Source organism: Sporosalibacterium faouarense, from assembly GCF_016765695.1.
GTDB lineage: Bacteria > Bacillota > Clostridia > Tissierellales > VENL01 > Sporosalibacterium > Sporosalibacterium faouarense.
Genome location: NZ_JAETGO010000098.1, coordinates 18,345 through 35,282, shown reverse-complemented (window position 1 = coordinate 35,282; position 16,938 = coordinate 18,345). Strand labels below are relative to the sequence as shown.

Genomic DNA, 16,938 nt, shown 5'->3' with positions numbered 1-16,938 from the left:
TATTATGTATAATCATGGGAATACATTTGTAAATATTTTTAAATTTCAATCTAGCTTATATCACTTTTTACATTTAAGGCTGACTTACACAAATAAAAAAGGAATAAACAATAAAATAAAACACTCCATATTTTAAAATTAAAACCATTAAGGAGTGTTCTTATAATTTTTCTGTTTATTTACTTAAAATATCATTACCACTTACTCTTTCATATAATCCAATAATAAACTTACCTATACCTAAGGTTTCACCAATATGATTTGCAATTTTCATAAATATTCTAATAATAAACATAAATATGAATATCATTATTAACATTCCGACAGCTAATCGAAGATATTCCATAATCAAATTCTCCTTTTTAGTTAGTCAATCCAATAATTATATAACTTACAGTATAGCATACTGCAATTAACATATATATACATTTAATATTGTTAAGTTTACCAAGGATAATTATCTAAATTATCATCTTTTAAAGCGGGGAGCAGTTTAGATTTAAGAGGTTCTGGTACGTTTTTTAACTTTGTATCATCAACTCTTAAAATTAGGTTTTGATTCATTCTTAATCTCTCAGCAAGTTGTTTAGCAGTATAGCTTCTATTTTTACGAAGCTCTTTTATAGTTTTATTTTTATTTCTTAAATAGAAAAACATAAAAAACACCTCACCTTAATTATATTAAATAAGAACTGACGATTCAACAATAATGGAAAAATTAAATTAAATAAGATAGATTTTACAATTGTACCTATAATTTATGTTTTGCATATTATTTTTATAGGAACGTAAATATTTATAATTGGAAATAGACATCATGAAGGGAGGGCTTAAAATGGGCAAAATCAAGAAGGAAAATGAAGTATCAGAATGGGCAAAGGAAGCTCATGATTGGATGGTTGAGAATAATATAAGTGATGGAACTAGGCCAAAAGCTACCATTACTAGAGAAGAAATTTGGACTATGCTTTACAGATTAGTAAAAGAAAAAAAGTAATAAATTATGAGAGAGGAAGTGATATAAACGATTTTCAGTTATCTAAAAATTTCAATCTAAAAGAGTTTCAAAGCAATTCTGATAATCCAGTTGTGATGCTGGATCCTAAATTAGTAGATTTATTGCAGAGATTTAGGGATAAGCTTAATAAGCCATGCTATGTTAATAGTGGATATAGAACACCAGAATACAATGAAGCAATAGGAGGATATGAGAAAAGTAAACACTTATTAGGGCAAGCAGCAGATATAAGCAAGAATAATTTAGATAAAACTGATGATGAGTTGATACAGATAGCAGTTGAATGTGGATTTAAAGGCATAGGAATCTATGATACCCATATTCATTTAGACTGTGGATATTATGCATATCCTAATGAATATGGCTACTATTTTTGGGACTATAGAACTAAAAGTGAAGAATAGTATTATTAAAGGCTAAGGGAAACCTTAGTCTTTTAAGTTATTTACACAGTTGTAATGGAAAAATGTGAAATTTGGAAGAGTTTACATTTTTGTAAATAATTAAAAAATAATTGTTTACTTTTTAACAAAATAATGATAATATATTTACGAGATAAATATATTTACTCAAGAGCGCTCTAAGACTATTAACTAAACTAAAGGAGGAAGTGACATGAAAAAAGTATTTTCTTTACTTATCATTTTCGCGTTAATTTTTGGTAGCATGGTTCCATCATTTGCTATTACTTATGAGGAATTACCAGATTGGGCAGATGAAGGGGATATTGAAACTATTTCAAACACTTATACTTATAACCAAGTAAAAGAAATAAAATTAGACTTAAAAGGTTGTAGAAGTGATATAGCTGATGCTATAGATGGTGGTGTTACTGATTCAGGCACTATTATAGGACTAGTAGCAAAGGCAATGCCTACTCAAGTTGTAAGTTCTGCTGGAGATAAGATATTAATACTTTCTGCTTTATTATTACTTGATAGAGCTATAGGAGTTCAAAGAATATATAGCGATATTGATGATGATTATGAATACTATAATGATTTATTAGATGAGATGGACCCAGGTGATACAGTTACAATTAGCCAAGAATTTGAATTTAGAAAAATAAAGTTATGGGGAGATTTTTTCTGGGCTTGGTATGCAAATGGACCACGTGAATATACAATAAACTAATATATCAATCACTAAGAAGTGTAGAATAAGAAGACCTGGAGAAATCCAGGTTTTTTTATTGATAATATATATGAGAAATTACTTTGGAAGCTTAAATTAATAATAAGTTTAAATATCAAGAGTTAGAGAGGATATTCTAGAATATTTTAGGATATTTTCTTTTTATTTATAAGTTGACAAAATCATAAATTAGTTTTATAATAAAACTGTTCTATAGTAAAATCGTTTTAACATAAAACAAATTCTTGAGGAGGCCCACAATGGATAAGAGGGATGTCAATATTTCAGGACAAATCCAAGATTTACTAAAAAGAATTAACATGCGAGCAAGGCATGTAATGATAAAGGAGTTTGATAAAAAAGAGTTGACTATGCACCAAATATTCATAATGAAGACTATTGAGAAGCATCGTAATATAAACCTTACGACATTAGGAAATCAATTGAATCTATCTAAAAGTTCAATTTGTTTGACAATAAATAAGTTAGTTGAAGAAGGATATGTTTTAAGAAAAGAAGATCCAGAGGATAGAAGGAATAAGCTTATACTTTTATCTGAATATGGTATAAAAGCCATGAATGAATCTAAAAATGCAAGTAGAAAAATTTTTAGCGATTTATTAACTGGTTTAAACCATAATGAACTGGAAGAAATAAAAAACAGCCTTATCAAACTAGAAAATTTTATGGCAAACAATGCAGAAAAAGACTACTAATCATTAAAAAAGGAGATGATAGGGAATGAGTAAACAATATAGCAAAGATTTAACAGAAGGAAGTATTTTAAAAAATCTAATTTCCTTTTCTATTCCACTCTTATTGGGGAATATATTACAAGTACTATATAACACAGTAGATAGTATATGGGTTGGAAGATTTATTGGTTCAGATGCTTTGGGAGCAGTTTCCGTAAGCTTTCCGATAATTATGATTTTAATTTCATTGGTTATGGGAATTACTATGGCTACTACAGTATTAGTATCACAATATGCAGGAGCAAAGAATGAAGATATGGTATTAAAAACAGTTAATAATTCGTTACTGCTATTAGGTAGTGCTGCAATCGTAGTAACTATAATTGGTTTGATTTTTAGTGAAAAGATACTATTATTAATGAACACACCACCAGAGATTTTAGAGTACTCTACACAATATTTAAATATATTTTTCTTTGGTTTAATTTTTATGTTTGGATATAATGTAATCAGTTCAATACTTAGAGGACTAGGTGACTCAAAAACACCTTTAAGATTTCTGATAGTAACTACAGTACTTAATCTTATTCTGGATCCTTTCCTTATCATAGGAATAGGACCATTTCCACAAATGGGTATTAGAGGTGCAGCTGTAGCAACGTTAATTTCCCAAGGAATTTCTTTTATGCTTGCTTTAAGGCATTTAGATAAACAAAATCACGTAATTAGCCTTAAACTGAAAAATTTAAAATTCGATAAAGAATTAACATTACAAACAATAAAAATTGGATTACCTGCTGGAATTCAGCAAGTAGTTACATCTCTTGGAATGGTAGTTTTAACAAGTATCATAAACTCCTTTGGAGCAGATACAATAGCGGCCTATGGAGCAGCATCTAGATTGAATCAATTTGCTTATATGCCAGCAATGTCTTTAGGGTTAGCAGTATCAACCTTAACTGGACAAAGCATTGGAGCAAATAAAAGTGAAAATATAAAAGAAATATATAAATGGGGTAATGTTTCAGCGACTGTTATAACAGGAATAACAACAATTTTTGTTATTGTAGCGCCAACATTAGTTCTTAAACTATTTACAGACGATGCTCAAGTTTTAGAAATAGGAAGCAGTATATTAAGAATAGTTGGGATTACCTATGTGCCATTTGCCTTAATGTTTATCACAAATGGGATATTAAGAGGGGCAGGAGATACGTTCCCTACTATGGTGTTTTCAATTGTTTCTTTATGGGTAATTCGTGTACCATTGGCTAAATATCTATCTTCAATGGATTCATTAGGATCAAATGGGATATGGATGGCTATAGCAATTAGTTCTGTACTATCATTACTAATGAGTCAAGTTTATTACGCAACAGGTAGATGGAAAAGCAAGACTCTTGTTAAGAATAATAAATTGAAGGAAGCAGAAGCCTAGAATGTCTAGTAAAGAAAGAGGGGAGAAATCCCTTCTTTTTTTGTTTTCATTACTAATTAGCCAGTAACTGAATAAAGAATGCTATAAGTTAGATATTTTTCAAACTTACATCTTTAGACATGCACTTTAGGAGAAGAGCGTAATAGAGTATTAATATGAAAGTATAGACAGTGAAAGAGAAATGCAATATAATTATTTACTGTAAGGCAATTATATAAAGGGGGGAGCTTTTGTGGAACGAAATACTGTGAATGTAAATGTTAACGTAAATGCTAGTATGATATCAGAGAAAAGCCGATTAGTTGCAACGTTGTTATGTTTTTTCTTAGGAATTTTAGGAATTCATAGATTTTATGTAGGTAAGATTGGCACAGGAATATTATGGCTACTGACTGGTGGAGTCTTTGGATTAGGAGCACTAATAGATTTTATTATTATTGTTTGTGGTTCTTTTAAAGATCAGTATGGAAGAGTAATTAAGCATTGGGAGTAGTATAATTTAAAAGCATTTCTTAGGGGAAGAGTTGATTATTGTATATAATTGGCTCTTTTTTTTCAGTGAATGAAATTCATATTGTGACTTATATTTAATAGCATATATTATAATATGGTATCAATTTTTTATACCAATGAGATAATGTGTTCATAATAAAATTCTTTTGTAGTGAAAATATTATTTAATGTTTTTGATGAGATAATTTCTTACAGAAGAATAAAGCTTTTGAATTGATGTCAAAAACATTGCTGAGATGTAAAATACTATTTATCTTTCTTGAAACTATCATCAGAACTAGACTTACTTTTAATAAACTCTATGTACTCTTCAATTTTTCTAATATCTTCTTTAGATAATCCCTCAATGTTGAGATTATAATATCCTTGAGTTTCGGCTATATTATTATAGTTTTTCATATTAGTTCTATCTAGAAGGTAATCAATAGTGACATCAAAATAACTAGCCAATTTTTTAAGAGTCTCTTGATCTGGAAAACGCTCATCAGCTTCATATCTACCAATAGTAGCTCTGGCAACTTTTATTATCTTTGCTAATTGAGCTTGTGTCATATTCTTTTCTATTCTTAGTTCTTTTAACTTACTACCAAAAGTCATATAATTCACCTCTTTTAAATTATACGTCAATAAGACGCAAATTCCTATAACATGTACCAAAATGTAGAATATTATTATGGAAAAGGTTGACATGTGTCGAATTGGTACTATATTATAATAGTAGTACCAATAGGTGGCTAAGAGGGGGGAATGAAATGAGAAACAAATTGATTGAACTGAGAAAAGCAAGAAACTTAACACAAGAAGAAGTAGCTGAAAGAATTAAAATTTCAAGAGCTCATTATGGAAGGATAGAAAATGGGGAAAGAAATCCTTCACTAAAGTTAGCTATAAAAATAAAGAAGTTTTTTAATTATGTTGATGACGATATTTTTTTAGATAATGATGCGACATAATGGTACGTGAATATATTAATAATAAATGTTAAATGATCTATGAAAATGTATTATCATTAGATTTTGGAAAGAAGGAAATTCAACTCAAGAAAACCTAGTATAAAATCTGAGTAGTATATGAGTTCATTTATGTAAACCCTAAAATTCAAAATATATTCTAAGATAAAAGCTAATAATGAAGATATAAAAATTCTTTGCAAATTAGGAAAGTCTTTTAATTTGATTAAGAGGTGAGAACGATTTCAGATATTATTCATAAACTAAAATTAGAGCTAAACGAAGCTATTGAGAAAAATAAAGGTTTAATATCTCGGGAAGTAGTAAAGAAGAGTAAAGAATTAGATAATTATATAGTAAAGGAACAAAAAAAGAAACTTTTAAGTCTATCTAAGTAATGGACTATAAATAATGATACGGAATGAGTATTTGCATTAAAGTGAGTATTAATAAGAAAAGAGTTATAGCAAAAGAAATCTATATATCAGTTATGTCAAGGAGAGGAGAGCTGCTAATGGAGATAGACCCATTTTGTAGTAATCAGAGAGAGGATAAATACTTAGAAGAGAAAGATCAGCTTAAGAAATCCATAGAACTACTATTATCTAGTTCTATGGATAAAGACCTATCTAATGAGTTAACTAAGGACCTTTTTAGAAAATATAAAAATGAAAATTTGACCAGACTCTTATACCAAAAAGTAGTAGTCGAAGGTATTAAACCTAATGAACTGATTCAGCATTTATATTCAAATGGAGTGATCCAAGATAGAAGATAAGGCTAAAGGAGGGAATACCCCTCCTTATTTGTTGTTTACTATTTATTTAGTTTAACATCACTTTTTATATTTTTAATTAACTTTAATCTCCAAAGTCACATTCTCAATAGCTTTTTCAGCAAATTTAGTAGTAACTACCTTTTCGTAAGGAGCCCTTTTATCTAGCTGTCCAGCGCCTTCCATTATTTCAAACATATGAGTTAATCCATCCTCAGTTAATACAGGGTCTGGTCTCCAAGTATCTTGGGATTTATATCTATTTACTAGCTCAACAAGTATGTCTTTGTCTGTATCTGGGAAATGCTCTTGCAATGCTTCTGCAACATCATCTGCACTATGAGATTGAACCCAAAGCATTCCTTTATATACTGCATTAGTGAATCCTTGAATTATATCAGGATTTTCATCTATATAACTTCTTGTAGCAGAGTAACAAGTATAAGGAATATAACCACCTTCTGCACCTATAGATGCTACTATATATCCTTTGTTTTCTTTTTCCATAGTTGTTGCAACTGGCTCAAATAATGTTACATAGTCACCTTCGCCACCAGTAAAAGCTCCAGCCATTACTGCAAATTGAATATCTGTACGAACATTTACGTCTTCACCAGGCTCTAATCCATTCTCTCTAAGTACATATTCCAATGTCATTTCTGGCATACCGCCAACACGACCACCGATAACTGTTTTACCCTTAAGTTTATCAAAAGTAAAATTAGGATCATCTTCTCTACCAACTAAGAACGAACCATCCTTTTGAGTTAATTGAGCAAAGTTTACTGCATAGTCTTCTTTATCTTGATTGTAAACATAAACAGAAGCCTCTGGGCCCATAAAACCTATGTCAGCTTGACCACTTAATAGAGCAGTCATTGACTTATCGGCCCCTTGACCATTTATTAACTCAATATCCAACCCTTCTTCTTCAAAGAAACCGTTAGTAATGGCTACATATTGTGGTGCATAAAACACTGAATGTGTTACTTCAACTAGTTTAATATTTTCTAGCTCATCATTCTGGCATCCTGTAAGTACTATGGCTGTTATAAGAATAAAAGCTAGAAGTAATGAAATTACTCTAAACTTTGACATTATATCCCCCCTCAAATAAATAGAAAATCACGTATGTTTTATTATATTCACTGCATCAATTTTGGTTACAAAAGAGAAACATGAGATAATAGAAAAATATTGCAGGAATTTAATTATAAGTGTAGAATTTAATGGAAGAGGGGAAAGATATATGAAAACAAAAGAACAGAATAAAATTAAGAGGTGAAATATGAATATACCTAATATCCTAACAGTTATAAGACTCTTGTTAATTCCTGTATTTATCAGTATCTTTTTTTCTTCCATGGACAATAATATACTTTACGCAACCTATGTATTTGCTCTAGCTGGAATTACTGATGTTTTAGATGGGTACATAGCACGAAAATATAATTTAGTAACTAAATGGGGGACAGTGCTTGATCCACTAGCAGATAAGCTAATGCAGATTACTGTACTTATATGTTTTACTATAGCTAAATACTTATCGGTGTGGGTAATTGTTGTTATTGGTATAAAAGAGCTACTTATGATTACAGGGGGATTATTTTTGTTTTATGGAAAGGATAAAACGGTTATTCCTGCAAATAAATTTGGAAAAATCGCTACTATATCCTTTTATATTGCCATATTAGCATTTGCTTTTGAACTTAATCACATTGTAAGTTATAGTTTGATTATTATTACTATCGTATTAACCTTATCAGCCTTTGTAAATTATTTAATTGGTTTTAAAAATGTAAGCATGGGAAATAATAATAAATGTGTTGACAAATAAGGAACTTATGATTTAATATATAATAAACTATTGTAACAATAATATATTTATATTAGCTTTGAAGGAGAGGAGTAAGCAAATATCTTTATAGAGAGTGAAGTACACAGGCTGAGATACTTCATAAAGCAATGTTTGCCGAAGGTAGCTCTGGAGCTTTCAAACTGAAACAATTAGTAAGTTTGAACGGATTAGCCGTTATCTAATTAAGAGTTGAGTATCTATGTTATTTATAGATATTCAGAAATAAGGTGGTACCGCGAATTAAAACCTTCGTCCTTTGTTTAGGATGGAGGTTTTTTTATTTTAGCTTATTATAAAGGAAGTGATAAAGTGTTCACTTTAGGAGCAATTATTTTTATCATAAGTGGATTTATGGTCTTAGGAACTGACAAACTATATAGAAAAGAGAAGATTAAGAGTTTAAAAGTACTATTATTAGTTAAAAGCTCTGGGTTATTAGGTTCAGTTCTAGGTGCTTTAATTATGATGTATGGTAAGAGCTAAATGACAAAATAAGAGATGTTCAAGAAAGGAAGGGATAGTATGGAAAGAAATTTGGCAAAAACTTATAATCCCAAGGATTTCGAAGAAAGACTATATAAGTTTTGGGATGATAATGGATATTTCAAAGCAGATGTTAACAAAGAGAAGGAGCCATATACAATTATGATGCCTCCTCCAAATGTTACAGGTAACCTTCATATGGGTCATGCATTAAATCATAGTATTCAAGATATTTTAATAAGGTGGAAGAGAATGCAAGGATATGAAGCTCTATGGTTACCAGGAACAGACCATGCTAGTATTTCCACTGAGGCGAAGGTTGTTGGGAAAATTGCTGAGGAAGGAAAAACTAAAGAAGATTTAGGGAGAGAAGGATTCTTAAAAGAGGCTTGGGCATGGACAGACGAATATCATGCTAATATTACTAACCAGCTTAGAAAGCTTGGTGTATCATGTGATTGGAGTAAAGAAAGATTTACCCTAGATGAAGGACTTAGTGATGCAGTTGAGGAAGTTTTCATTAAGCTACATGAAAAAGGATTAATTTATAGAGGGAATAGAATTATCAACTGGTGTCCAGATTGTGGAACGGCTTTATCCGATGCTGAAGTTGAGCATGAGGAATCCAAAGGAAATCTATGGCATATAAGATATCCTGTTAAGGATAGTGATGAATATATTGTTATAGCAACAACTAGACCTGAAACTATGCTGGGAGACGTTGCAGTTGCAGTAAATCCTGAAGATGAAAGTTATAAAAATTTAGTTGGTAAGACTTTAGTTTTACCCTTAGTAGATAGAGAAATACCTATTATAGCTGATGATTATGTAGATATGGAGTTTGGTACAGGAGCTGTTAAGATTACACCTGCCCATGATCCAAATGACTTTGAAATAGGATTAAGACATGATTTAGAGCAGTTAAGAATTATGAATGATGATGCTACTATAAATAATAAAGGTGGTAAATATGAAGGCTTAGAAAGGTATGAAGCTAGGAAACAAATTATCAAGGATTTAGAAGAACAAGGATTTTTAGTTGAAATAGAGGAGCATGATCATAATGTGGGACATTGTGAAAGATGTGGAACTATTATTGAACCAATAATTTCAAAACAATGGTTTGTTGAAATGAAGCCTTTAGCAGAACCTGCAATACAAGCGCTTAAAGAAGGCAAGCTGAATTTTGTTCCTGAAAGATTTGGTAAAATATATTTAAATTGGTTAGAGAATATAAGAGATTGGTGTATTTCAAGACAACTTTGGTGGGGACATAGATTACCTGTTTATTACTGTCAAGATTGTGATGAAATTATTGTATCTAAAGAAAAACCTAATAAATGTAGCAAATGTAATAGTACAAATTTATATCAAGATCCTGATACATTAGATACTTGGTTCTCATCAGCATTGTGGCCTTTCTCAACATTGGGTTGGCCAGAAAACACTGAGGAATTAGAATATTTCTATCCAACAGATGTATTAGTAACAGGGTATGATATTATTTTCTTCTGGGTAGTAAGGATGGTATTCTCAGGAATCGAACATATGGGAGAAGTACCATTTGATGATGTATTTATGACTGGATTAGTAAGGGATTCTCAAGGAAGAAAAATGAGTAAATCGATAGGAAATGGTATTGACCCACTTGAAATTATCGACCAATATGGATCCGATGCATTGAGATTTATGCTTATCACTGGTAACACTCCTGGAAATGATATGAGATTCCATATTGAAAAAGTTGAATCTAGTAGAAATTTCGCTAATAAGCTATGGAATGCAACTAGATTTGTAATTATGAATCTTGAAGATGAGACTATTAGTAAAGAAAAAGCTAAAAAAGGATTTAAGGAAGAGGATAAATGGATTATTTCTAGATCCAATAATGTAATTAAAGAAGTGACTGATAACCTAGGAAAATATGAATTAGGTTTGGCTGCTCAAAAGATATATGACTTTACTTGGAATGAATATTGTGACTGGTATATTGAAATGGTTAAGGCAAGATTATATGGTGAAGACCAAGAAGATAAAGATGTAGCTAGATATGTACTATTAACAGTACTAAAGAATATCTTAAAGCTATTACATCCATTTATGCCATATATTACTGAAGAGATTTGGCAGCACCTTCCTGAAGCAGAAGGAAGTTTAATAGTTGCTGATTGGCCAGAATATACTACAGATAATAATTTTAATAAATCTGAGAAGGCCATTGATTTTGTGATGGAAGCAGTTAAGAATATTAGAAACATTAGAGCTGAAATGAATGTTATACCTTCTAAGAAGGCAAAAGTGATATTTGTAACTACTAATGAAAATGTGAAAGAGATTCTAGAAATAGGCTCTGAATACTTCACTAATCTAGCATCAGCTTCTACTGTAGAGATTAGAGATAATAAGGAAGGCATAGGTGAAGATGCTATGTCAGCAGTTATTACAAATTGTGAGATATATCTTCCACTAGATGAATTAGTAGATATTGAAAAGGAAATAGAGAGATTAGAGAAGGAAAAAGATAAGCTAGAAGGAGAGCTAAAGAGAGTAAATGGTAAGCTTTCTAATAAAGGATTTGTTGATAAGGCTCCTGAAAAAGTAGTAAATGCAGAAAAAGAAAAGAAAGTTAAATATCAAGAGATGATGGATAAGGTAACAGAAAGACTTGAAAGTCTAAAGTCTAAATAAATTTATTGATAGGAGGTGAATTTTACCTCCTATCTTGTTTTATTCTATAAATAAGGTTAAAATATAGAGGAATGAAACTAATATCAGGAGTGATAGAATGAATTATAATGAAGCACTTGAATATATTCATAGTACAAAAAAGTTTGGAAGTAAATTAGGACTTGAGAATATTACTGAACTGTTAAGATTGATGGACAACCCTCAAGAAAAGCTTAAGATTATACATGTTGCTGGTACAAATGGAAAGGGTTCAACCTGTTCATTTATTACTAGTATGCTTAAAGAAGCGGGTTATAGTGTAGGTCTTTTTACATCACCATACCTTGAGAAATTTAATGAAAGAATACGAATTAATGAAGAGAATATTCCAAATGATGAGCTTGCAAGAATTACTGTTAAGGTAAAGACTATGGTAGAAAAGATGGTGGATGTTGGCTTTAATCATCCAACTGAGTTTGAAATAGTTACTGCAATAGCTTTTCAGTATTATTATGAATTGAATGTAGATTATGTTGTTTTAGAAGTTGGATTAGGTGGAAGATATGATTCTACAAATGTCATAAACAATCCTATAGCTTCTGTTATAACGCCAATAGCTATGGATCATGTTGAATATCTTGGAGATACTTTAGGTAAGATTGCATGGGAGAAGTCAGGAATTATCAAGGATGATAGCTTAGTTATTGCCCATCCTCAAGAAGATGAAGCTATGAAGGTTGTAGAGGGAGTTATTAAGGACAAGAATTCTCAACTTATTATTGTACCTACACATAGTATAGAGATACAAGAGATGAGTGAATTTGGAAGTAAATTCGATTTTTCTTATAATAATAAAACATATAAAAATCTACATATTAACTTGCTTGGTTATTATCAGATATATAACGCATCCACTGCATTAACTACAGTATTTGCCCTAAGAGATAGGCAACTTGTTGATATAAGTGATGAGCAAATAAGAGAAGGTATAAAGAATACAAGATGGATGGGTAGATTAGAGATTCTAAAAAGGAAGCCAACTTTTTTAATTGATGGAGGACATAATCTACAGGGAATACAATCTCTAAAAAAATCTATAAAAGAGTTATTTAACTATAATAAGCTAATTATAGGGACAGGAATGCTAGGAGATAAAGATGTAGATAATATGATTGGTGAGTTGGTAGGAATTGCTGACACTGTTATTGTGACAGAACCAACTATATTTAGGGCTCTTAAGGCAGATGAATTAGCTAAGAAGGTAGCACTTCATAATGAAAGCTATATTATAGAGCCAGATGTTTCAAAAGCTATAGATAGAGCTTTTGAAATTGCAGAAGAAGATGATTTAATTGTTTTTGGTGGTTCCCTTTATTTGATTGGCGATGTCAGAAAGTATGTAAAAAATAAATAGTTATTATTTTCCTCTTATTGAATAAACTAATTATATATCAATAGGAGGTATTTTATGAATATTATAAAGTTTGATCCTTATAAAAAGGTTACGGATGGTGAGCTGATAGATGAAATTAGAACGACAATGGAAAAACTTAGATACCTTCAGAATAACTTAAAGGATGGAGAGCTAAGTAATAATCAAAATTATATTAGCTTATTTATTCAAGTAAATAGCTTAATAAAAGAGGCTAAGAGAAGAAATGTTAAGATAGATAAGGAACGCCTTGCTAGAAGATTATTTATAGAATAAGATACATTGATTATAAAAGATGCTGATTTGTTCAGCATCTTTTTTTCACTTAAACTCTATTACTTGCATAAACTGATATATAGATAATAACAGAATCTGATGGAGGTGATAGTATTGGCTATTGTTAAAGATAAACTTGGAATTGTTAATACAGGAAGTGATTCTATTACAATTCTTGAAATGAACGATAATTTTAGATGCCAAAACTTTTTTCTTTGTGAGGGTAAACCTTACTTAGGGCCCCATCAAATCATACAAGAAGAGAATAAAAACATCTTTTATACTACAAATTCCTATGATAATAGTATATATAAAATAAATATTTATAAAAAAACTATTGAAGACATATTATTAGTTGGATGTTATCCTAGTCATATTGATATTTTAGATAATTATCTATTAGTGACAAATAGTGATTCTAACTCTATATCAGTAATTGATAGAGTAAATTTTGAACTGATAGAAAATATTCCTGTTGGAGAAAAACCCCATGATATAAAGGTGGATAAGAAAACAAAGAAAGTTTATGTAGCCAATAGTAATAATTACACTATAGATGTTTTAGATATATATACAAATAGCATAAATGCGATAAAATTACCTTTTAAACCATTGCATATGTTTTTAGGGAAGGAGAAGGCCTATGTTCTTTGTCCATTAAATAATGGGATGATAAATAGTAAAATTATAATTATAGATTTACAGATGGGAATTATAGAACATTGTATAGAAATTAATGGAGTAATAAATGATATGGTGATAATAGAACAAAACAGTGTTATCTATACTAGTAATATTGATGATGGGTATATGTATAAGATTGATATGGATAAAGATAAACCTTCTGAAAAGTATTATATTGGCGGAATGCCTAATAATTTATTATTTAATAATAAGTACATCTATATTACTAATGTACAGTCTGATTGTTTACATGTATTTGATGTCACAAAGAGGGAAATAATTAAGACGATAAAAACAGGGAAAGAGCCTAGTGGATTACTAGTATACTAAATAAACCCGTGATATCAGAAAGATATCATGGGCCTATTCATGTTTATATTCATCAGTTAAATAATCCATAAACTTTTTATAAATCTTATCGGGACTTTTTTTCCAATTTTCACATATAAGCTTGGCTTGTTTATTAGAAACCACATTAAGGGATAGATCAAAAAGTGTAATTTCATTCTCTATAACTTTCAAGCTTACTATGTATTGAGAATCATTTTTCTTATAGTAATTACCGATAATTTGAGCTTCCTTGATTAAGGTCTGCTTTTTTTTCTCATATTTTTCATCAATTTCTTTTTTAAGTTTTTTTGGAATTCTATTATTAAAATACTCTAAAGTTTCTTTGCCTATATCAGTTAGCTTATAACATTTTTTGTTTTTAACTGTTATAACATGAATAAAATTAGCATCTACCAACTCGCTAAGATATTGTTGAGTCAAAAAGTAATTCATATAATTGTGTTCCAATACAAATTGTGTTATCTCAGCATTATTCATTGGTATATCAATTTTATTTAGTAAGTATAATAGTAAAAGTTTATGTTGTGCTAACTCATTTGTATCTTCTAAGAACATAAAATCACCCTTTAAAAACAGTCTATTTAAATTATAACATAAAAAAAGAGAAGTGGGATAACCCACTTCTCTTTTTTTATGTTTATTATATTATTATTTACCTGACATTGACCTTTCAGCTTGCTCGATTAATCTTTTTACCATATAACCGCCAACATAACCATTTTGTCTTGAAGTTAAGTTACCTTTATCAGTAGCTTCATAGTTACTTAAACCTAACTCACTTGCTATTTCTGCTTTCATTTGATTTAATGCTGCCCTGGCTTCAGGAACTACAACTCTATTATTTCTAGCCATTGAATTCCCTCCTAACAATAGATTAATTTTTCAACATCTTTATTGATGTTGTACTATTAATTTAACCTTTTTTGAAAAATATATGCTAGTAAAAAAAGCTGAAAAGTATATTAAATTCTAGATTAGTATATAATTAATAATTTAGGAAATTTTTATAATAATTTGGGAACTTGAATTCTTAAAGTCGATACAAAATTAGATTTAATTATCAGACATATGAATTTCTCTACTATAAATATAAGAAGGGCTTATGCCCTTCTTAAGTTAATTTATGCTTGATTGGAATCTTTACATCTCCTCTGGTTCCATGTTTATGAACACTTTCCAATTGAGCTTTCTGTGATTTTGCTTCTCTATGATAATGTCTTTCATCATTAGTAATTGTCATAGCTGAATATTCCTTTTGCTTACCTTTAATATTGGTGAAGGTGCTTTTTCTCATTGACATAAGTTTCACCTCACTTTTATTTCAAGGAGCTCATTAATATTTTAACCAAAGTTAAATTTAATAATGCTGTTAAAAATTAACTTCAAAATAGTGTAGAAAACATTTTATTTTTCACATATAATAGAGATATACAAGTGAGGAGGGATATTTTGAGAAAAATATCTAAAGTAATGGTAATAGCTGTTTTATTAATATCCTTGTTGGTAGGATGTACGGGAAATACAAATAATGGACAGGCTAATGACCAAGACAATATTAATAATGATAATACCAACGATGAAACTCAAGATGACCAAGATAATGTAAAAGATGACAATGAGGATGAAGACAAAACAGACTCGAATGATGAAAACAAAAATCAAGAAGAAAATGCTAATGATGAAGATGAAGACGAAGAAGTAAAAAAAGATCCTAAAGAATTAATTGATTTATCTTTAAAACCTAACGAAGCTGGACAAATTATGGTATTAATGTATCATGGTGTGGATAAAAAGGAAGATACTTGGGTGAGAACTCCTGAAAATCTTATGAGAGATTTAGAGGTCCTGTATGAGAAAGGATATAGAGCCATTAGTTTAACAGATTTTGTGAATAATGATATTGAAGTAGAAGCTGGATATACTCCAGTTGTTTTCACTATTGATGATGGGTTGCAAAATGGATTTAATATCATTGAACAAGACGGAGAAAAGGTTATTGACCCAAATTGTGCTGTAGGTGTTATGGAAGCTTTTAAAGAAAAGCATCCTGATTTTAATATGACTGCTACTTTCTTTGTAAATGGATTTAATCCATTCAGACAAGAGGAATTAATAGGATATAAACTAAATTGGTTAGTTGAAAATGGCTATGATGTAGGAAATCACACTACGGGACACAATAATATGTCCGAAGTGAGTGATCCATCTAAAATGCAAAAATACATTGGCGAGCAAGCAAACTTTTTGGAAAGCTTTTTAGATGATTATAAAGTAAACACATATGCTTTAGCTTATGGAGCAAGACCTGATGATGACTTGGAATATTTACTTGAGCAGGGAGAGTATGATGGACATAAATATAAAAATATTGCCATATTAAACGTAGGATGGGATCCATCGGTATCACCTATAGATGTGAAGTTCAATCCTCTAGCAATACACAGAGTTAGAGCTAGTGAGATGAATGTAGATAATGTAGGTATGTATAATTGGTTAGATGTCTTTGATAGATATCCAGAGAGAAGATTTATAAGTGATGGAGATTCTAATATTGTAACAGTACCTAAGAAATATGAAGGCAAAGTTGATAAAGAGAAGATTGATGATAATGAGCTTTACATTTATGAAGTTGAATAAAATATAAATATCTTAAGGGATTAGACT

23 protein-coding genes and 1 other annotated feature are annotated in these 16,938 nt (G+C 30.0%); of the genes, 16 read left to right on the top strand and 7 right to left on the bottom strand.

Features of this window, described 5'->3' with window-relative positions; genetic code table 11:
- Positions 1–175: 175 nt before the first annotated feature.
- Together JMO20_RS19275 and JMO20_RS19270 are read right to left on the bottom strand one after the other, a co-directional pair.
- Complete coding sequence (locus JMO20_RS19275) at positions 176–346, bottom strand: hypothetical protein (RefSeq protein ID WP_202711410.1); 171 nt, start codon at positions 344–346, stop codon at positions 176–178.
- Positions 347–444: 98 nt separating this feature from the next.
- Entirely contained in the window at positions 445–657 is a 213-nt protein-coding gene (locus tag JMO20_RS19270) for a helix-turn-helix domain-containing protein (RefSeq protein WP_202711408.1), read from the bottom strand.
- A 178-nt stretch (positions 658–835) separates the two neighbouring features.
- On the opposite strand from JMO20_RS19270, the gene JMO20_RS19265 reads away from it, so the two are divergent.
- From JMO20_RS19265 to JMO20_RS19240, 6 genes are all read left to right on the top strand, one after another.
- On the top strand, positions 836–997 hold the full coding sequence (locus JMO20_RS19265; protein WP_202711406.1) for a hypothetical protein: 162 nt from the start codon (positions 836–838) through the stop codon (positions 995–997).
- Positions 958–1,422: a YcbK family protein gene (locus tag JMO20_RS19260; RefSeq protein WP_207753558.1), complete on the top strand. Its 465-nt coding sequence runs from the start codon at positions 958–960 to the stop codon at positions 1,420–1,422. Before JMO20_RS19265 ends, JMO20_RS19260 begins: the two co-directional genes overlap by 40 nt.
- Before the next feature lie 211 nt (positions 1,423–1,633).
- Positions 1,634–2,152, top strand: coding sequence for a hypothetical protein (locus JMO20_RS19255; protein ID WP_202711404.1), 519 nt, complete (start codon positions 1,634–1,636; stop codon positions 2,150–2,152).
- A 260-nt stretch (positions 2,153–2,412) separates the two neighbouring features.
- Positions 2,413–2,868, top strand: a complete 456-nt coding sequence (locus tag JMO20_RS19250; RefSeq protein WP_202711402.1) for a MarR family winged helix-turn-helix transcriptional regulator — start codon at positions 2,413–2,415, stop codon at positions 2,866–2,868.
- A gap of 25 nt (positions 2,869–2,893) precedes the next feature.
- Positions 2,894–4,285 (top strand): MATE family efflux transporter, encoded by a 1,392-nt coding sequence (locus JMO20_RS19245; protein ID WP_202711400.1) that lies wholly within the window; start codon positions 2,894–2,896, stop codon positions 4,283–4,285.
- A gap of 232 nt (positions 4,286–4,517) precedes the next feature.
- Entirely contained in the window at positions 4,518–4,778 is a 261-nt protein-coding gene (locus JMO20_RS19240; RefSeq protein WP_341534066.1) for a TM2 domain-containing protein, read from the top strand.
- A gap of 266 nt (positions 4,779–5,044) precedes the next feature.
- On the opposite strand, the gene JMO20_RS19235 is transcribed toward JMO20_RS19240, so the two are convergent.
- Positions 5,045–5,395 carry a helix-turn-helix domain-containing protein gene (locus JMO20_RS19235; RefSeq protein ID WP_202711398.1) on the bottom strand — a complete coding sequence of 117 codons (351 nt, stop codon included), beginning with the start codon at positions 5,393–5,395 and terminating at the stop codon, positions 5,045–5,047.
- Between the two features lie 155 nt (positions 5,396–5,550).
- On the opposite strand from JMO20_RS19235, the gene JMO20_RS19230 reads away from it, so the two are divergent.
- The 3 genes from JMO20_RS19230 (at position 5,551) to JMO20_RS19220 (ending at position 6,526) form a co-directional block, all read left to right on the top strand.
- Positions 5,551–5,751, top strand: coding sequence for a helix-turn-helix transcriptional regulator (locus JMO20_RS19230; protein ID WP_202711397.1), 201 nt, complete (start codon positions 5,551–5,553; stop codon positions 5,749–5,751).
- A gap of 230 nt (positions 5,752–5,981) precedes the next feature.
- Positions 5,982–6,146 (top strand): Spo0E family sporulation regulatory protein-aspartic acid phosphatase, encoded by a 165-nt coding sequence (locus JMO20_RS20205; RefSeq protein ID WP_202711395.1) that lies wholly within the window; start codon positions 5,982–5,984, stop codon positions 6,144–6,146.
- A 41-nt stretch (positions 6,147–6,187) separates the two neighbouring features.
- Positions 6,188–6,526: a hypothetical protein gene (locus JMO20_RS19220; RefSeq protein WP_207753557.1), complete on the top strand. Its 339-nt coding sequence runs from the start codon at positions 6,188–6,190 to the stop codon at positions 6,524–6,526.
- Between the two features lie 72 nt (positions 6,527–6,598).
- On the opposite strand, the gene JMO20_RS19215 is transcribed toward JMO20_RS19220, so the two are convergent.
- Positions 6,599–7,621 (bottom strand): ABC transporter substrate-binding protein, encoded by a 1,023-nt coding sequence (locus JMO20_RS19215; RefSeq protein WP_202711391.1) that lies wholly within the window; start codon positions 7,619–7,621, stop codon positions 6,599–6,601.
- A gap of 190 nt (positions 7,622–7,811) precedes the next feature.
- Here JMO20_RS19215 and pgsA point away from each other — a divergent pair, with 190 nt between their 5' ends.
- From pgsA to JMO20_RS19185, 6 genes are all read left to right on the top strand, one after another.
- Complete coding sequence (gene pgsA, locus JMO20_RS19210; RefSeq protein ID WP_202711389.1) at positions 7,812–8,360, top strand: CDP-diacylglycerol--glycerol-3-phosphate 3-phosphatidyltransferase; 549 nt, start codon at positions 7,812–7,814, stop codon at positions 8,358–8,360.
- A 49-nt stretch (positions 8,361–8,409) separates the two neighbouring features.
- Positions 8,410–8,641 (top strand) — a binding site (T-box leader).
- Positions 8,642–8,690: 49 nt separating this feature from the next.
- Positions 8,691–8,864 carry a hypothetical protein gene (locus JMO20_RS19205; RefSeq protein WP_202711387.1) on the top strand — a complete coding sequence of 58 codons (174 nt, stop codon included), beginning with the start codon at positions 8,691–8,693 and terminating at the stop codon, positions 8,862–8,864.
- 39 nt (positions 8,865–8,903) lie between these two features.
- Positions 8,904–11,552 (top strand): valine--tRNA ligase, encoded by a 2,649-nt coding sequence (locus JMO20_RS19200; RefSeq protein ID WP_202711385.1) that lies wholly within the window; start codon positions 8,904–8,906, stop codon positions 11,550–11,552.
- A 97-nt stretch (positions 11,553–11,649) separates the two neighbouring features.
- Positions 11,650–12,945 carry a bifunctional folylpolyglutamate synthase/dihydrofolate synthase gene (locus JMO20_RS19195; protein WP_202711381.1) on the top strand — a complete coding sequence of 432 codons (1,296 nt, stop codon included), beginning with the start codon at positions 11,650–11,652 and terminating at the stop codon, positions 12,943–12,945.
- Between the two features lie 54 nt (positions 12,946–12,999).
- Positions 13,000–13,239: a hypothetical protein gene (locus tag JMO20_RS19190; protein WP_202711379.1), complete on the top strand. Its 240-nt coding sequence runs from the start codon at positions 13,000–13,002 to the stop codon at positions 13,237–13,239.
- Positions 13,240–13,353: 114 nt separating this feature from the next.
- A complete protein-coding gene (locus tag JMO20_RS19185; RefSeq protein ID WP_202711377.1) occupies positions 13,354–14,253 on the top strand; it encodes a YncE family protein in 900 nt (299 codons plus the stop codon).
- Positions 14,254–14,286: 33 nt separating this feature from the next.
- Here the strand turns inward: JMO20_RS19185 and JMO20_RS19180 are convergent, their stop codons facing one another.
- The 3 genes from JMO20_RS19180 to JMO20_RS19170 form a co-directional block, all read right to left on the bottom strand.
- A complete protein-coding gene (locus JMO20_RS19180; RefSeq protein WP_202711375.1) occupies positions 14,287–14,829 on the bottom strand; it encodes a DUF4364 family protein in 543 nt (180 codons plus the stop codon).
- Positions 14,830–14,922: 93 nt separating this feature from the next.
- Positions 14,923–15,126, bottom strand: coding sequence for an alpha/beta-type small acid-soluble spore protein (locus JMO20_RS19175; protein WP_202711373.1), 204 nt, complete (start codon positions 15,124–15,126; stop codon positions 14,923–14,925).
- A 259-nt stretch (positions 15,127–15,385) separates the two neighbouring features.
- Positions 15,386–15,574 (bottom strand): hypothetical protein, encoded by a 189-nt coding sequence (locus JMO20_RS19170; protein ID WP_202711371.1) that lies wholly within the window; start codon positions 15,572–15,574, stop codon positions 15,386–15,388.
- Between the two features lie 149 nt (positions 15,575–15,723).
- On the opposite strand from JMO20_RS19170, the gene JMO20_RS19165 reads away from it, so the two are divergent.
- Positions 15,724–16,911: a polysaccharide deacetylase family protein gene (locus JMO20_RS19165; RefSeq protein WP_202711370.1), complete on the top strand. Its 1,188-nt coding sequence runs from the start codon at positions 15,724–15,726 to the stop codon at positions 16,909–16,911.
- Positions 16,912–16,938 lie beyond the last annotated feature (27 nt).

Bases quoted from the DNA above. Each gene is read 5' to 3' on its own strand.
- JMO20_RS19275 (WP_202711410.1), bottom strand. From the start codon at position 346: ATGGAATATCTTCGATTAGCTGTCGGAATGTTAATAATGATATTCATA.
- JMO20_RS19270 (WP_202711408.1), bottom strand. From the start codon at position 657: ATGTTTTTCTATTTAAGAAATAAAAATAAAACTATAAAAGAGCTTCGT.
- JMO20_RS19265 (WP_202711406.1), top strand. From the start codon at position 836: ATGGGCAAAATCAAGAAGGAAAATGAAGTATCAGAATGGGCAAAGGAA.
- JMO20_RS19255 (WP_202711404.1), top strand. From the start codon at position 1,634: ATGAAAAAAGTATTTTCTTTACTTATCATTTTCGCGTTAATTTTTGGT.
- JMO20_RS19250 (WP_202711402.1), top strand. From the start codon at position 2,413: ATGGATAAGAGGGATGTCAATATTTCAGGACAAATCCAAGATTTACTA.
- JMO20_RS19245 (WP_202711400.1), top strand. From the start codon at position 2,894: ATGAGTAAACAATATAGCAAAGATTTAACAGAAGGAAGTATTTTAAAA.
- JMO20_RS19235 (WP_202711398.1), bottom strand. From the start codon at position 5,395: ATGACTTTTGGTAGTAAGTTAAAAGAACTAAGAATAGAAAAGAATATG.
- JMO20_RS19230 (WP_202711397.1), top strand. From the start codon at position 5,551: ATGAGAAACAAATTGATTGAACTGAGAAAAGCAAGAAACTTAACACAA.
- JMO20_RS19215 (WP_202711391.1), bottom strand. From the start codon at position 7,621: ATGTCAAAGTTTAGAGTAATTTCATTACTTCTAGCTTTTATTCTTATA.
- pgsA (WP_202711389.1), top strand. From the start codon at position 7,812: ATGAATATACCTAATATCCTAACAGTTATAAGACTCTTGTTAATTCCT.
- JMO20_RS19200 (WP_202711385.1), top strand. From the start codon at position 8,904: ATGGAAAGAAATTTGGCAAAAACTTATAATCCCAAGGATTTCGAAGAA.
- JMO20_RS19195 (WP_202711381.1), top strand. From the start codon at position 11,650: ATGAATTATAATGAAGCACTTGAATATATTCATAGTACAAAAAAGTTT.
- JMO20_RS19190 (WP_202711379.1), top strand. From the start codon at position 13,000: ATGAATATTATAAAGTTTGATCCTTATAAAAAGGTTACGGATGGTGAG.
- JMO20_RS19180 (WP_202711375.1), bottom strand. From the start codon at position 14,829: ATGTTCTTAGAAGATACAAATGAGTTAGCACAACATAAACTTTTACTA.
- JMO20_RS19175 (WP_202711373.1), bottom strand. From the start codon at position 15,126: ATGGCTAGAAATAATAGAGTTGTAGTTCCTGAAGCCAGGGCAGCATTA.
- JMO20_RS19170 (WP_202711371.1), bottom strand. From the start codon at position 15,574: ATGTCAATGAGAAAAAGCACCTTCACCAATATTAAAGGTAAGCAAAAG.